This is a genomic window from Pseudocitrobacter corydidari, from assembly GCF_021172065.1.
GTDB classification, from domain to species: Bacteria; Pseudomonadota; Gammaproteobacteria; order Enterobacterales; family Enterobacteriaceae; genus Pseudocitrobacter; species Pseudocitrobacter corydidari.
This window is the reverse complement of sequence record NZ_CP087880.1, coordinates 686,754-701,182: the sequence shown is the minus strand read 5'-3', so window position 1 is coordinate 701,182 and position 14,429 is coordinate 686,754. Positions and strand designations below refer to the sequence as shown.

Genomic DNA, 14,429 nt, shown 5'->3' with positions numbered 1-14,429 from the left:
TCCTCAGGCCGCGCCCATCACCAGCCACCGGGCTGCCATAAACAGCACCAGCGCCAGCGTGGAAGCAACCCACATCAGTCGAATCGTTCGGGAAATATCGTCGACGGCAATGTCGCGTTGCTCGTCACCGATCCACGGCTTCTCAACGCGCTCACCAAAATAGTCATTTGGGCCGCCCAGACGGATACCCAGCGCCCCGGCGACGGTCGCTTCAGACCATGCGCAGTTGGGGCTGCTGTGGTTATGGCGATCGCGCCAGCCAATGCGTAACGCGGCAGCGGCGTTGTCGCGGCAAAGCAGAGCGGCGGCGCTGAGCAGCAGCCAGCTCAGGCGCGCGGGAATGAAGTTGGCGACGTCGTCCAGCCGGGCGCTCACCATGCCAATCGCGCGGTATTTTTCATGTTTGTAGCCGACCATGGAGTCCAGCGTATTCACCGCTTTATAAGCCATCGCCAGCGGCGCACCGCCGAGCAGCAGGAAGAAGAGCGGCGCGATGATCCCGTCAACGCTGTTTTCGGCGACGGTTTCAACCACCGCACGGTTGATTTGCGTAGGTTGAAGCTGCGAGGTATCCCGCCCCACAATCCACGACAGTTTTATCCGGCTTTGTGCTAAATCACCCGCGCGTAGCGGCTGCTCAACGTCGCGGGCCGCATTCGCCAGGCAGCGCCCGGCCAGTACCGTGAAAATCATCCACACTTCCACCGCCCAGCCCAGCCACGGATGTAACGCGTTGGCCAGCGCCAGCACGCCCCAGGCGACAGCCCAGCTCAGGCCAACCACCACCAGCCACATCACGCCGCCGCCAATCCGCAACGCGCGGTCACTGTGGCAATAGCGGCGCACCGTTTTTTGTACGCGGGTGATAAGGGAGCCTATCCAGCGCACCGGGTGAGGCCAGCTTTGCGGGTCACCAATGAGCAGGTCGAGTATCCAGGCGATACACCAGGCAAGCAGGGTCATTGGGCGCTCCTTGCCGCATTCAACCAATGTGCGAGCATCATCGGGCGCTGGGCGAAATGAATGTGCAGATAGCTGGCGAAGGTGTTCCCCAACTGCCAGCCACCTGACCAGGTTTGCAGGACGTTTCCGTCGCGTACTTTGCGGCAATCCAGCACTGCCGGCGTTTCCGGTGTGAAATCGGAGTAGTGAAATTCGTGTCCGCGAAGCCATTCCCCCGTCGCAGCCAGCAGCGTGTTTTCCCGTGCCTGCGCCTCGCAGTAACCAAAGCGCGTCAAGCGTTTTCCCATTTTGCTGTGACCGGGAATGATATTCGCCATGAGATGAATATCGCCCTGCGCATCTTCCAGCGAGCTGCCCAGATACATCAGGCCGCCGCATTCGGCGTAGATAGCCACTCCGCGCGCATGCGCCTGGCGCAACTGTGTGAGCATCGCCTGATTTGCCGCCAGCGCCTTAGCGTGGAGCTCCGGATACCCGCCGCCGAGCCAGATCATCTGGCATTCCGGCAGTGCGTTATCGTGGAGCGGGCTGAAGCGAACGATTTCAACGCCAGCCCGTTCAAGCAGCGCAATGTTGTCCGGGTAGTAAAAATTGAAGGCTTCATCGTCGGCCAGCGCGAGCGTCAGACGCTCACCTTCGCCCACCGAAGGTATTGGCGGCCATTCGCCCTGCGGCAAGGTTTTCATCTTGCTCAACGTCAGCAGTTTTTCGATATCGAGCGTGCGCCCCAGCGTGTCGGCAAAATCTTGCCACGGTTGCTGTTCAACAACCGATTCACGCGCCGTTATCAGGCCGAGATGCCGTTCAGGCAACGCAACGCCCGCCACGGTGGGGACATAACCAATGACCGGTATTGCGCAGTAGCGCTCAATAGCGGATTTGAGAAGCTGGAAATGGCTTGCGCTGTTGACGCGATTGACAACCACGCCTGCGATATTTAAAGAGGGATCGAAGTGCTGAAAACCCAGCACGGTTGCGGCAATCGAGGTTGAGACCGCTTTGCCGTCCACCAGCAAAATGATAGGGCAAGCAAGCTGTTTTGCCATCGCAGCGGTGCTGCATTGATTGGGGTCGATACCAAGGCCATCGTACAGCCCCATCACGCCTTCAATCACTGCGATATCGGCATGCTGCATCTGTTCACGGAACAAGGCATTCAGCACAGGCGCGGGGATCATGAAACTGTCGAGATTGCGCGACGACACGCCGGAAATCGCCCTATGCCAGCCGGTGTCGAGGTAATCGGGCCCGACTTTCCACGGCTGCACCCGCCATCCGCGCTGTTTCAGCACATTCAACAAGCCAAGCGTCACCGTGGTTTTGCCACAGCCGCTACCGGTGCCTGCCAGAATAAATGCGTGATGCTTTGCCGCCATGCCCTGATCCTGATCAGGGTGGTAGGGGTACGTCGAGATGCGCGTGTTCCCGGTCTGTTGACCGCACGCTTCTGAGCAACCCACTTCCCACCGAAGTTGTTGAGATGTACCGACAGGCAGGTCTTCTGGCTTAGCGTCGTCCTCGCCCGTCCTTCCCAATCTCACGATCAGTGGTATTTACGGGGTCGTCAGCATTACAGCAGCGGGGGCTGCGAGGGATTTACACCCTCTTCCCTGACACATAACGTGTCTGACCTGTCGGCTTAATTACGGAGTCAGTGTAGCGCTCATACTCCGTTGCAATTTTGCGCTAAAACAATCTATTGCGCCGCAGCGGTTTATTCAATTTATAATACCGGCCTGGAAAATAGGGCTAATAAGGTGGCAGCGTGGCCGTTGCACAATGCCCCGCATCCTGCGGGGAACTGATTCAGGGCTGGATCCAGGGAAGTGAGAAATTGATCTCCTGCCCGGTTGGGCTTTACAGCACCGTGGAAGTTAAAGCCGGTAAACCAGCTGGTGATGAACGTCCGCTGACGCGCGCCATGGTCAATCAGTTGCTGGCGCTGTGGGAATTTCCGGCAGAGTGGAGCCAGCAGTTGCGTATCAATCTGCACTCCCCTATTCCTGTTGCTAAAGGCATGGCGAGCAGCACCGCCGATATCGCCGCCACCGCCGTCGCCACCGCGCGCTATTTTGATAAAACACTCACTGAACAGGCGCTGGCACAGCTTTGCGTTAACCTTGAACCCACCGATAGCACGCCTTTTCGCCAGTTGACGCTGTTCGATCATAACCAGGGCCATGCGCAAACTGCTGGCTCTCAGCAGCCACAGCTCGATATTCTGGTACTGGAAAGCCCACAAACACTACAAACCGCAGACTATCACCGCCTCGACAGACAGGCGGCACTGCTTACCGGCGCACCACAGCTGGAGCAAGCCTGGCAAAAAGCTCGTCTGGCGTGTGAAACAGGCAGTGCCCGTCTGCTGGGGGAAGCCGCGACGCTTAGCGCTATCGCCAGCCAGTTAATTTTACCCAAACCGGGTTTTCAGCGCGTGCTGGACATGGTGGAACATTTTTCCCTGTATGGCGTGAGCATCGCACACAGCGGTAGCGTGATGGGATTAATGCTCGACAGGACAAAACACGATGTTGATGCCGTGATGGCAGAGCTGGAAAGGAACGAGGGTAATGTGTTGTGGCCGCAAAAATATTTGCTGCCCATGGTGGAAGGCGGCGTCAGATAGCATTCAGGCGGCACGGAGGCCGCCTGAGGAAAGATTACTCAGCTTTCGGCTCAGCAACCTTCTGTTCGCCCATCGCTTTCAGCTTTTTAGAGATGTCGCGACGTTCTTTAGAAATTTCGGCATTTTTGATGATGTAATCATCAACGCGATCTTCGTAATCGCTCTTCATGCTGGCAATGATGCCCTGAATCGCTTCAACGCTCATGCCCGGTTTGATGTAGTCGCTAAGGTTGTCCAGCAGCAGTACGCGCTTCTGGTTGTCACGGATCTTTTTCTCAACGTCCTGAATTTCACGCTGCAGTTTGTTTTTACGACGGAACAGACGAACAAACTCCAGTACATCCTGAAATGAAGGCTTAGTTGTTTCCATTTTTACACCCCTGATATTTGAGACTCGGATTCGTAAATACAACGACTATAAGACTATATATACGTATAGGCGTTGCCAATGACAATGGTTTTTACCTGTCCCTCATCATAACCCTAAACGCTGCTGAATCGAAACAACCCAAGTTCAAAGGTGTTGCATTCGTCGCTTATTTACGCAGCGCGCGGCAGATAAGCAGGGATAATAGCTCAAGCTGACGCGCCAGCTCCATGCTTAGCCAAACGTAGCCATGAATGGGCGTTTCCACCAAATGAGTGCTTTTGTGCTCCGTCAGCAACTGGCGGAGCTCATCGACGATCTCGTTGAGTTTTTCCGTATTTGCTTTAACCGGCTGCGGGTTACCCTCGTACAGCGCGTGGGCGATGGTTAACAGCGTTTGCTGCGTCATCTGCTGCGTTTCGCGCAAGGTATGGGCATTAAGCATCAGGAAGTGGCTTTCGCGAGAGGCCCAGTGTGCGTTGATTTGCAGCTCAAGCATACAGACGAGGTTGCGGCTCACGGTCTGAATGCCTTCAAATACCGATTTCTGGATATGCGTTTCTTTGCTGGCAGGCGTAATCAGCCCACGGATTTTCACCACATCGTTCAGCACCGTTTGCAGATGTTTTTCCAGATGCGGCCGCTCCACCAGGTTGGGTGAAAACCCGGCCTGATAGAGACGATTAAACTGGGTGACAAAGGTCGCCATCTGGATGCGCCAGTGGATAAACGCCCGCTGCGGCCAGACGCCGGTGAAAAGCATCGCCAGCAACGAACCGAAAATAACGTCGCCGCTTCGCCACAGCGCAGTGTGCAGGTCACCCGGCGGCGCGCCGACCACCACGCCCAGCGTAATACCAATCAACAGTGCCTGATAGGGCCGCTTCCCGAGCGTCAGCCAGCCGCACAGAAACATCGCCCCGGCGCACCACATCAGCATCAGCGGTAAGGAAATGAGTTCAAGTTTAAGCGCAATCAGGCCCAGCGCCGAGCCGAGGATGGTGCCGCCAATACGCTGGAAGGCGCGCGGCACCACGTTTCCCCAGAATGAGATGGGCCCCATGATAACTACGAGAGTAATCAGCGGCCACGACCCTTCCGGAATGTCAAAAATACGTACAATCAGAAAGGCCAGCACAAATGCCAGGGCGATACGAATGCCGTGTACCACACGATAATTGCGGTATAGCCGAATTTCAAAAGGACTGAGTGACTTATCAGGACGCAAACCGGTTCTCCGGCAGAACGAAAGAGCGCAATTGTACCTGCTTTTGCCCGGCTCGCATCATGGGGCGAAAAAAATCTTTCACCTTCATTTTCAGGCCGCGTTTCGCGCCACCGCAACGTACATCTGAATATCCCAGTAGCCGTCCTGATTGCCGTCGTTCAGATAGAGTTCAAAACAGGGTTTGCCGTCAATGTGATACGCGCTGTCTTTCAGCAATGCGTCAAAGAATTGCAGCCACGGCGTGGAAAAATCATGCTCAAGCACCCGGGCGCTGGCAACTGCATACTCTCCGCCATCAATGTGAGTGAGGATGACACCCTCGCTATTGGGCGGCAATGTGAAGTCGTCGGCCACGGTCACTACCGTATTACAGCGCAGTTTTTCAGGCGGCACTTCATCGGGGTTATCAAAATAGACCGCTATCCACTCTTTCGCCGGAATCGCCTGGCCGTCTACCCACATCATCAGTTGCTCAAAACCTTGCTTAACGGTGTCTTCCCACGGGCCAACCATATGGAAACCGGCAACGGTACGGGCGTGAACATGTTCGATACTGTAGTGCATAGATCCCCCTGAGACGGAATTTACTGTATATAGATACAGTAAAATATAGCAGTGCCTTACCTGATAGTATGTGCACTGCTTCACATTGTCGCCAGGGGAATGACGGTGATGTCAGGGTTACGCTTTGTGGTGGAAATAGTCGCTCAGGCGCGAGAACATCCCGCCCTTATTGACGCTTTCCAGCGTGACCAGCGGCCAGTGGGCGACGATCTTATCGCGGTCGTAAAGCTGGATTTCCCCCACGCGCTGATGCGCGGCGATGGGCGCTTCCAGCTCTTTACCGTCCAGCACGTATTTCGCCTTAATATTGGGAATTTCCTTCTTCGGCAGCGCCAGCCAGAAATCCTGATCGGTGCCAAGATCAATGGTCTCTTTATCGCCGTACCAGATGCGCTCGGTACCGACTTTCTTGCCGTTTTGCAGCACCTGCACGGTGTCGAAATTCTGTTGCCCCCAGTGCAGCAACGTGCGCGCCTGCTCTTCACGCCCTTTTGGGCTGTCTGCGCCCATCACCACCGCAATCAGGCGGCGTTTGCCGTCTACCGCCGAGGCGATCAGGTTAAAGCCCGCGCCGGAGGTATGCCCGGTTTTCAGGCCATCAACGTTCATGGTTTTATCCCATAGCAGGCCGTTACGATTCTGCTGCGTGATACCGTTCCACGTCAGGCTTTTCTCGCTGTACATGTGATAAAAATCAGGCTCACCGTGAATGATTGCACGTGACAATACGGCGAGATCGTAAGCAGAACTGTGCTGCCCCGGCGCATCCAGGCCATGAACCGTTTCAAAATGGGTATCACGCAGCTTCAGCGTTTCCACATAGTGATTCATCATGGCGACGAACTGCGGCTGGCCTCCGGCAATGTAATCAGCCAGCGCGACGCAGGCGTCGTTCCCGGAATCGACAATCAGGCCACGACTCAGATCGTGCACGCTGACGCGATCGCCCTCTTTCAGGAACATCAGCGACGAGCCATCAAATACCGGATTGCCTTTCGCCCACGCATCGCGGCCCACGGTGACGATGTCATCCGGCGTAATGCGGTGGCTGTCGATAGCGCGATCAACCACATAACCAGTCATCAGCTTGGTCAGGCTCGCCGGATTGCGCTGCTGGTGCTCATTGCCAGCGGTCAGAATTTGCCCGGTGGTATAATCCATTAATACCCAGGAACCGGCTTTAATCGCCGGTGGCGTGACGGGAGGAACGGCGCTGTCAGTAGCAAAGGCGCAAGAAATACTCGAAGCGAGCAAAGATACAGCAATAAACAAACGGGCTTTCAACAGCAAATCCTCAGCAATTTCAAAATCGTCGTTCTTTTTACGGAATCTCCCGCTTTCATACAGCCATTAATTGCAAGAAAATATGACATAACCTGAATCGCCCCCGAAAAACCGCCCTTCTGATGGCCCTGTAAATCGTTTACCATGGTGTTAATTCGCCCGCTCGCTTATCAGGGATTACGTTAAGACCATGCAAGAACCTGCCAATACCCCCGGATTTCTTTTCCACGATTACGAAACCTTCGGCACCAGCCCGTCGCTTGATCGCCCGGCTCAGTTTGCCGCCATTCGTACCGATAACGATTTCAATATCGTCGGGGAACCCGAGGTCTTTTACTGTAAACCCGCAGACGACTATCTGCCGCAGCCGGAAGCGGTGCTCATTACGGGCATAACCCCGCAGGAAGCGCGCGCAAAGGGCGATAACGAAGCCGCATTCGCTCGCCGCATTCACGATCTCTTCACCGTGCCAAATACCTGCGTAGTGGGCTATAACAATGTGCGTTTCGATGATGAAGTCACGCGCAATATCTTTTACCGCAACTTCTACGATCCTTATGCCTGGAGCTGGCAAAACCATAACTCGCGCTGGGATCTGCTGGACGTGATGCGCGCCTGCTACGCCCTGCGCCCGGAAGGGATCAACTGGCCTGAGAACGAAGACGGCCTGCCGAGCTTCCGCCTGGAGCATCTGACCAAAGCCAACGGTATTGAACACAGTAACGCCCACGACGCGATGGCAGACGTTTATGCCACCATTGCCATGGCGAAACTGGTGAAAACGCAGCAGCCGAAGCTGTTTGACTATTTATATGCCTATCGCAGTAAACAAAAGCTCACCACACTGATTGATGTGCCGCAAATGAAACCGCTGGTGCATGTGTCGGGAATGTTCGGCGCCTGGCGCGGCAATACAAGCTGGATTGCTCCGCTGGCGTGGCATCCGGATAACCGTAATGCGGTGATCATGGTGGATCTGGCTGGCGATATCTCTTCGCTACTGGAGCTGGACGCCGATACTCTACGTGAACGCCTCTACACGCCGAAAGCCGAGCTGGGTGATATCTCGCCAGTTCCGGTGAAACTGGTGCATCTGAATAAATGCCCGGTGCTGGCCGTCGCGAATACCCTGCGCCCGGAAGATGCTGAACGCCTGGGCATTAACCGCCAGCACTGTCTGGATAATCTTAAAGTTCTGCGCGAAAACCCACAAGTGCGCGAAAAAGTGGTGGCAATCTTCGCCGAAGCCGAGCCGTTCGTGCCCTCGCCGAATGTCGATGCGCAGCTCTATAACGGCTTCTTTAGCGATGCTGATCGGGCCGCGATGAAAATCGTGCTGGAAACCGAGCCGCGCAACCTTCCCGCGCTGGACCTTACCTTTGCCGATGCGCGAATTGAGAAACTGCTGTTTAACTACCGGGCGCGTAATTTCCCCGGTTCGCTGGATGAACAGGAGCAGATGCGCTGGTTAGAGCATCGCCGCGATGTCTTTACGCCGGAATTTTTGCAGGCCTATATGCAGCAACTGGAAGCGCTATATGCGCAGTATGAAGGGAACAGTGAGAAACTGGCGCTGCTGAAAGCGCTTTATCAGTACGCGCAGGAAATTGTTTAACGCTCATCGCCCCGCTTTTGGAGCGGTTTGTGTATTACCTCCTGAGCCCGCACTCTTGTCGGGCTCTTTTCTGATTTTGCCTCTTCCAGAATAAAATGCCTTCAGTAATTGTGATGAGTTGACTCATCATACCCAGGTCGAGAATTATTCAGGGAATAGAATAATGACCCTTTATCAGATGAAACCTGCATTTCAGCGTCTTTTGCGTCCGCTGATGTTTTGGCTGCATAAACATCACATTACGCCCAATCACATCACACTCTCTGCAATGGCGCTCTCGTTTATCGCAGGCGTGATACTGGCCGTCTTTCCTGAACCTGGTTTATTTGTTCTGCTGCCAGTCGTACTGTTCATCCGCATGGCACTTAATGCACTGGATGGCATGCTCGCCCGGGAGTGCAATCAGAAAACATCCCTCGGGGCTATTCTGAATGAAATGGGAGATGTGCTCTCCGATATAGCGCTCTATTTGCCCTTCATGCTTTTGCCCGATAGTAACGCCATTCTGGTTTTAATCATGCTGCTTTGCGCGGTGATGACGGAATTTTGTGGGATATTGGCCCAAACCCTCAATGGAGTACGCAGTTATGCCGGGCCGTTGGGTAAAAGCGACAGAGCACTGCTATTCGGTGCATGGGGAATCGCAATGGCCTACTGGCCACCCATAGTGCAGTGGAATAATGCGTTATGGGGCGTGGCGACACTATTGCTGATTTGGACGGTGGCGAACCGCTGTCGCAGTGCCATGCGTCAGGGAGAAATAAAGTAATGCTGCTGGAGAAATCGCTGGCTGCCATTTTTGTTCTTTTACTGGCCGCTACTCTCGTGAATGGGTTACTGGTTTTGTTACGCCCCGGCAAAAACTGGCGAGAACTGACGCTGCGTATACGCACCTGGTGGCTCATCATTATCCTGTTCTCGCTGGCCCTGCTCAGCCCCCACTGGCTGGCGCTCACTTTCTTCGCGTTGGTCAGTTTTGTCGCGCTTAAAGAATTTCTGACACTGGCGCCATTGCGTCAATCTGACCGCATGCCATTGCTATGGATGTTCATTGCTATTCCCATCAACTACTGGCTGATCGGGATCGGCTGGTATGGGATGTTTACGATTTTTATCCCTGTGTATGTTTTTCTATTCTTACCTACGCGTATGGTGATTGCGGGTGACACCCATAGCTTCTTGCGTACTGCATCTCAACTCCATTGGGGTCTGATGACGACGGTTTTTGCCTTCAGTCACGTCGCTTTTTTACTTATTTTACCGTCGGAGTCTCAATCCACTGGCGCATTGCTGGTGCTTTTCCTGGTCGGTCTGACTGAGCTTAACGATATCGCACAGTATCTGTGGGGAAAATCGCTGGGGCATATCAAAGTGACGCCTAAAGTAAGCCCCAACAAAACGCTGGCCGGTCTGTTGGGTGGAGTCGCGACCACGGCAGTTGTCGCGACAATATTGGGCCCCATACTGACGCCACTGTCCTCCCCTATGGCGCTGGCGGCAGGTACCATCATCGGCATAACTGGATTCTGCGGCGATGTCGTGATGTCAGCCATCAAACGTGATATCGGTGTGAAAGACAGCGGTACGCTATTACCCGGCCATGGAGGCATCCTCGATAGGCTGGATTCACTGCTCTTCACCGCACCGGTCTTCTTCCATTTCATTCGTTATTTTTATTACTAACCTATGCCGAAACGTATTCTTCGCTTGATGTTCTCGCTTTGCATTGTCTGGCCCGTAATGTGGCTATGGTTAGGCCTGCGAATCAGACACCGTGAAAAATTGCCCAAACGTGGCCCGGCGATTGTCGTGGCGAATCACAATAGCCACATGGATGTGTTTGCACTGCTCTCCCTCTTTCCACTATGTCAGCAGGCCAACGTGCACCCCGTAGCGGCCGCTGATTACTTCCTGCGTAACAAGCAAATGGCCTGGTTTTCGCTAAACATCCTCAACATTATTCCCGTTTCACGTAGAGGAGGTGATTCCAACCCGCTGGCATTATGTGAGCAAGCATTACACGAAGGAAAAACGGTCATTCTGTTTCCTGAAGGAACACGCGGCGAACCGGGCATTCTTTCGCCGCTGAAATCAGGCGTCTGGTACTTGAGCCAGGCTGTACCGGAAGTACCAATCATCCCCATCTGGCTTCATGGAACTGAGCAGTCGATGGCCAAAGGCAGCATTATCCCTCTGCCGCTGTTTATCGATGTCACTATCGGTGATGCGCTGCATTTTAACGCGGATAAAAAGGTGTCTATGAGCATGCTGAAGGAACATCTACTCGCGCTTGAGCAACAAACAACAGGGAATCATTCTCATGATTAATACACGGACAGCTGAAGAACGACAATTTCTTACCAGCGATCATGTTGAGTTGTTTTATCGCTACTGGCCCGCAACAGCCGGGGAGACGGTGCGGAAAGTGATCGTGTTATTCCATCGTGGTCACGAACATTCAGGTCGCTTGCAGCATATTGTCGATGAGCTTGCCATGCCGGACACTGCTTTTTATGCCTGGGATGCCAGGGGCCATGGTCACTCTCCCGGCCTCCGAGGCTTCAGCCCTTCACTGGCTCGCTCGGTGATGGATGTCGACGAGTTTGTCCGCTTCACAGCGCGTGATAGCCAGGTACCTTTGGAGGATATCGTTGTGGTGGCGCAAAGCGTTGGCGCAGTGCTGGCGGCAACCTGGGCGCATGATTATGCGCCCACCATCCGCGGACTGGTTCTGGCATCTCCGGCTTTTAAGGTCAAACTTTACGTGCCCTTCGCCCGTTCCGGACTGGCGTTGATGCATCGGTTACGCGGCCTCTTTTTTGTGAACTCTTACGTTAAGGGTAAGTATCTGACTCACGACCCCGATCGGGTGGCAAGTTTCAATCAGGACCCACTGATTACTCGTCCCATTGCCGTCAATATCCTGCTTGATCTCTATAAAACGGCAGAGCGCGTAGTGAGCGATGCCAGCGCAATTATCCTGCCGGTTCAGATGCTGGTCTCGGGGGAGGATTACGTCGTGCACCGCCAGCCGCAGCTTGATTTCTACCATAAGCTACGTAATCAAAATAAAGAACTGCACATTCTGTCTGGTTTTTATCACGATACGCTCGGCGAAAAAGATCGCCAGTTGGCATTCGATAAAATGCGTGGATTCATTGACACGCTTTATAGCAACCCATCGCAACCTTTTGACTACAGCGCTGAAGATAGGCGAAGCCCTGGTGCCGATAACTGGCGCATGTTAAGTGGGGGGCCAGAGCCCTATTCATTGGATGACTTTGCCTACCGTGGCTTACGTTATGGCATGAAAATACTGGGAACCCAATCCAGAGGCGTACGTCTTGGTTTTGAAACCGGGTTTGATTCCGGCAGCACGCTTGATTATGTCTATCGTAATCAACCACAAGGAAGCAGCATGCTGGGGAGGATGATTGATAAGAATTACCTCAACAGCGTGGGCTGGAAAGGTATTCGTCAGCGCAAAATTCATCTTCAGAGGCTTATAACGCAAGCGGTCGAACATCTGACTGCACAAAACAAGCCAGTGCGTGTGGTCGATATTGCTGCCGGTCATGGGCGCTATGTGCTTGATGCGCTGGAAGACAACCCTGCGGCAACTGAAATACTTTTGCGCGACTTCAGCGAATTAAACGTTTCGAAAGGTCAGGAGATGATCGCTGGTCGCGGCATGGCTGACCGTGCGCGTTTTGAAAAGGGCGACGCGTTTAATCGCCAGGAATTGGCAGCGCTCACCCCACGCCCGACCCTTGGTATTGTCTCTGGATTGTACGAACTTTTCCCTGAAAACGAGAGAGTACGTCACTCGCTTGCGGGAATGGCTGAGGCCATTGAGCCTGGCGGTATTTTGATCTATACCGGCCAGCCCTGGCATCCGCAGCTAAAAACTATTGCCTGGTCGCTCACCAGTCATAAAGATGGCAAAGCGTGGATTATGCGCGTGCGTACACAGGGCGAGATGGACGCCCTCGTCCGCGAGGCTGGTTTCGATAAATGTACACAGCTTATTGATGAATGGGGTATTTTTACAGTTTCACTGGCTGTGCGCCGCGCATCATGACCACCCGACTTACCCTCTTCAGGCAAGGAATGGGCTGGCTAATAGTGCTGGCCCCCTTTTTTTTCTTAACCTATGGACAGGTGAATCAGTTTACTGCCGGGCGAAGCGACGTTGGGAGTGTTGTCTTTCGCTGGGAACAGAATATCCCTTTCTTACCGCTGACCATCCTGCCTTACTGGAGTCTGGATCTCCTGTACGGTCTATCATTGTTTGTTTGCACGTCACGCCATGAACAACGACGGCTGGTTTGCCAGTTGCTGCTGGCTTCGCTGATAGCCTGCGCAGGTTTCCTGCTGTTTCCTTTGCAGTTTACCTTTACCCGACCAGAGATAACCGGCCTTGCAGGTTGGTTATTTGCTCAGCTTGAACACTTCGACCTGCCTTATAACCAATCACCTTCTTTGCACATTATTCTGTGTTGGTTGCTATGGCGTCATTTCTCGCGACATTTACCTGATCGATGGCAACCGCTGAATACCAGCTGGTTTTTGCTGATTGCAGTTTCGGTTCTGACAACCTGGCAACATCACGTTATTGATGTCCTCACGGGATTCGCCACGGGGTTGTTCATAGACTGGCTTATTCCCGAGAAGGGTAACTGGCATGGGAAATTAGCAACCGGGAAAGGAATGCAACTAAGCTTGCGCTATTTTAGCGCCATGTTCGCCACACTTTCCGCGACGCTCATCACGCCCTGGTTTTGGTGGCCTACACTCGCCTTGCTTATCGTAACCTTAGCTTACGGTGTAGCTGGCGTGAACGCGCTACAGAAAAATGAACAAGGACGGATTGCACCTGCGGCATGGTGGTTATTACTGCCCTGGCGCACGGGTATGTGGATATCAATGCGGCTGTACACGCGCACGTTACCCCCGATCAGCCCGGTTAGTGAAGGGGTGTCTATTTCCGTCTATCCGCGTGTATTACCCACTCAACATGCCGTGCTCGATCTTACCAGTGAATTCCCTCGCTTCCATGCAACTCACGGCAAGGCTTATTATTGCGTACCGATGCTGGATTTAGTTAATCCGGAAATCACCCAGTTGCGCCGCGCAGTAACCGAACTGGAACGACTGCGAACGGAACATGACAGCGTGCTGGTCCATTGCGCTCTGGGTTTATCACGTAGCGCGCTGGTCACGGCAGCCTGGCTGATTTACCGAAATTCACAACTCACACCTTCGGATGCCGTGGCAATGATTCAACAGGCCAGGCCGGAGGTTGTTTTTACACCTGAACACCGAGAACTCCTGCAAAGATGGAAAACAGAGATAATCAACTAAACAGCGAGGCGTTGTTGCAACGTCAGCTAGTACAATACACGCTTGAGAGTTCGCGTTTTTTCATGTTTTTTTCAATTCCGCCCGTGCTGTGGATACTGCTGTCGAGACCATGCTTTTACCCTCGCGTACTCATCGGGTTAATGGCATTTTTTTGCGGGCTGATCTGGTATGGATGTTGGCGACTTTGGCTGGATAGCCGGTATTTTCGCGCGATTGACGAAAAGAATAACCCTATAGCAGGAGACGCGCTTTTCTTTATCTGGCGGCGCAAAAAGCTTAAAACGCTGACTTTTGCACAACGTCAGTCAGGGGCCTTAAAACAATATAAATTGACGATGTTACTTACCGGTATTCTGTGGCTTATCTGGGTAGTTGTATTGGTCGCAAGGTAATACGCCCCGCACTTGCGGGGCGCACG

Annotated in this window: 14 protein-coding genes and 1 riboswitch; of the genes, 8 read left to right on the top strand and 6 right to left on the bottom strand. The window is 53.7% G+C overall.

The features are described 5' to 3' along the window. Positions 1-3 precede the first annotated feature (3 nt). Complete coding sequence (gene cbiB, locus G163CM_RS03120; RefSeq protein ID WP_231826887.1) at positions 4-963, bottom strand: adenosylcobinamide-phosphate synthase CbiB; 960 nt, start codon at positions 961-963, stop codon at positions 4-6. Then, the gene (locus G163CM_RS03115; RefSeq protein WP_231826886.1) at positions 960-2,339 is read right to left on the bottom strand and encodes a cobyrinic acid a,c-diamide synthase CobB; all 1,380 of its coding nucleotides are present in this window, start codon (positions 2,337-2,339) and stop codon (positions 960-962) included. The genes cbiB and G163CM_RS03115 overlap by 4 nt, the downstream gene beginning before the upstream one ends. Positions 2,340-2,437: 98 nt before the next feature. Next, a riboswitch (cobalamin riboswitch) is annotated at positions 2,438-2,613 on the bottom strand. Positions 2,614-2,728: 115 nt separating this feature from the next. Between G163CM_RS03115 and G163CM_RS03110 the strand changes: the two genes are divergently transcribed. After that, a complete protein-coding gene (locus tag G163CM_RS03110; protein ID WP_231826885.1) occupies positions 2,729-3,589 on the top strand; it encodes a GHMP family kinase ATP-binding protein in 861 nt (286 codons plus the stop codon). A 34-nt stretch (positions 3,590-3,623) separates the two neighbouring features. Here the strand turns inward: G163CM_RS03110 and G163CM_RS03105 are convergent, their stop codons facing one another. The 4 genes from G163CM_RS03105 to dacD form a co-directional block, all read right to left on the bottom strand. Next, positions 3,624-3,959 carry a DUF496 family protein gene (locus G163CM_RS03105; RefSeq protein ID WP_015963878.1) on the bottom strand — a complete coding sequence of 112 codons (336 nt, stop codon included), beginning with the start codon at positions 3,957-3,959 and terminating at the stop codon, positions 3,624-3,626. A 166-nt stretch (positions 3,960-4,125) separates the two neighbouring features. Continuing rightward, the gene (locus G163CM_RS03100; protein WP_231826884.1) at positions 4,126-5,184 is read right to left on the bottom strand and encodes an FUSC family protein; all 1,059 of its coding nucleotides are present in this window, start codon (positions 5,182-5,184) and stop codon (positions 4,126-4,128) included. A gap of 90 nt (positions 5,185-5,274) precedes the next feature. Then, positions 5,275-5,748 carry a DNA gyrase inhibitor SbmC gene (gene sbmC / locus G163CM_RS03095; RefSeq protein ID WP_231826883.1) on the bottom strand — a complete coding sequence of 158 codons (474 nt, stop codon included), beginning with the start codon at positions 5,746-5,748 and terminating at the stop codon, positions 5,275-5,277. Between the two features lie 117 nt (positions 5,749-5,865). After that, entirely contained in the window at positions 5,866-7,032 is a 1,167-nt protein-coding gene (dacD, locus tag G163CM_RS03090) for a serine-type D-Ala-D-Ala carboxypeptidase DacD (protein ID WP_149462340.1), read from the bottom strand. A gap of 190 nt (positions 7,033-7,222) precedes the next feature. Between dacD and sbcB the strand changes: the two genes are divergently transcribed. The 7 genes from sbcB (at position 7,223) to G163CM_RS03055 (ending at position 14,403) form a co-directional block, all read left to right on the top strand. Next, the gene (sbcB, locus tag G163CM_RS03085) at positions 7,223-8,647 is read left to right on the top strand and encodes an exodeoxyribonuclease I (RefSeq protein ID WP_231826882.1); all 1,425 of its coding nucleotides are present in this window, start codon (positions 7,223-7,225) and stop codon (positions 8,645-8,647) included. A 163-nt stretch (positions 8,648-8,810) separates the two neighbouring features. After that, entirely contained in the window at positions 8,811-9,416 is a 606-nt protein-coding gene (locus G163CM_RS03080; RefSeq protein ID WP_231826881.1) for a CDP-alcohol phosphatidyltransferase family protein, read from the top strand. Then, positions 9,416-10,330 carry a phosphatidate cytidylyltransferase gene (locus tag G163CM_RS03075; RefSeq protein ID WP_231826880.1) on the top strand — a complete coding sequence of 305 codons (915 nt, stop codon included), beginning with the start codon at positions 9,416-9,418 and terminating at the stop codon, positions 10,328-10,330. Before G163CM_RS03080 ends, G163CM_RS03075 begins: the two co-directional genes overlap by 1 nt. 3 nt (positions 10,331-10,333) lie before the next feature. Then, positions 10,334-10,975, top strand: a complete 642-nt coding sequence (locus G163CM_RS03070; protein WP_231826879.1) for a lysophospholipid acyltransferase family protein — start codon at positions 10,334-10,336, stop codon at positions 10,973-10,975. Further along, positions 10,968-12,728, top strand: coding sequence for a bifunctional alpha/beta hydrolase/class I SAM-dependent methyltransferase (locus tag G163CM_RS03065; RefSeq protein ID WP_231828320.1), 1,761 nt, complete (start codon positions 10,968-10,970; stop codon positions 12,726-12,728). Before G163CM_RS03070 ends, G163CM_RS03065 begins: the two co-directional genes overlap by 8 nt. Next, the gene (locus tag G163CM_RS03060) at positions 12,725-14,011 is read left to right on the top strand and encodes a phosphatase PAP2/dual specificity phosphatase family protein (RefSeq protein WP_231826878.1); all 1,287 of its coding nucleotides are present in this window, start codon (positions 12,725-12,727) and stop codon (positions 14,009-14,011) included. Before G163CM_RS03065 ends, G163CM_RS03060 begins: the two co-directional genes overlap by 4 nt. Next, complete coding sequence (locus tag G163CM_RS03055; RefSeq protein ID WP_231826877.1) at positions 13,987-14,403, top strand: hypothetical protein; 417 nt, start codon at positions 13,987-13,989, stop codon at positions 14,401-14,403. The genes G163CM_RS03060 and G163CM_RS03055 overlap by 25 nt, the downstream gene beginning before the upstream one ends. Positions 14,404-14,429 lie beyond the last annotated feature (26 nt).

Bases quoted from the DNA above. Each gene is read 5' to 3' on its own strand.
- cbiB (WP_231826887.1), bottom strand. From the start codon at position 963: ATGACCCTGCTTGCCTGGTGTATCGCCTGGATACTCGACCTGCTCATT.
- G163CM_RS03115 (WP_231826886.1), bottom strand. From the start codon at position 2,339: ATGGCGGCAAAGCATCACGCATTTATTCTGGCAGGCACCGGTAGCGGC.
- G163CM_RS03105 (WP_015963878.1), bottom strand. From the start codon at position 3,959: ATGGAAACAACTAAGCCTTCATTTCAGGATGTACTGGAGTTTGTTCGT.
- sbmC (WP_231826883.1), bottom strand. From the start codon at position 5,748: ATGCACTACAGTATCGAACATGTTCACGCCCGTACCGTTGCCGGTTTC.
- sbcB (WP_231826882.1), top strand. From the start codon at position 7,223: ATGCAAGAACCTGCCAATACCCCCGGATTTCTTTTCCACGATTACGAA.
- G163CM_RS03080 (WP_231826881.1), top strand. From the start codon at position 8,811: ATGACCCTTTATCAGATGAAACCTGCATTTCAGCGTCTTTTGCGTCCG.
- G163CM_RS03075 (WP_231826880.1), top strand. From the start codon at position 9,416: ATGCTGCTGGAGAAATCGCTGGCTGCCATTTTTGTTCTTTTACTGGCC.
- G163CM_RS03070 (WP_231826879.1), top strand. From the start codon at position 10,334: ATGCCGAAACGTATTCTTCGCTTGATGTTCTCGCTTTGCATTGTCTGG.
- G163CM_RS03065 (WP_231828320.1), top strand. From the start codon at position 10,968: ATGATTAATACACGGACAGCTGAAGAACGACAATTTCTTACCAGCGAT.
- G163CM_RS03060 (WP_231826878.1), top strand. From the start codon at position 12,725: ATGACCACCCGACTTACCCTCTTCAGGCAAGGAATGGGCTGGCTAATA.
- G163CM_RS03055 (WP_231826877.1), top strand. From the start codon at position 13,987: ATGGAAAACAGAGATAATCAACTAAACAGCGAGGCGTTGTTGCAACGT.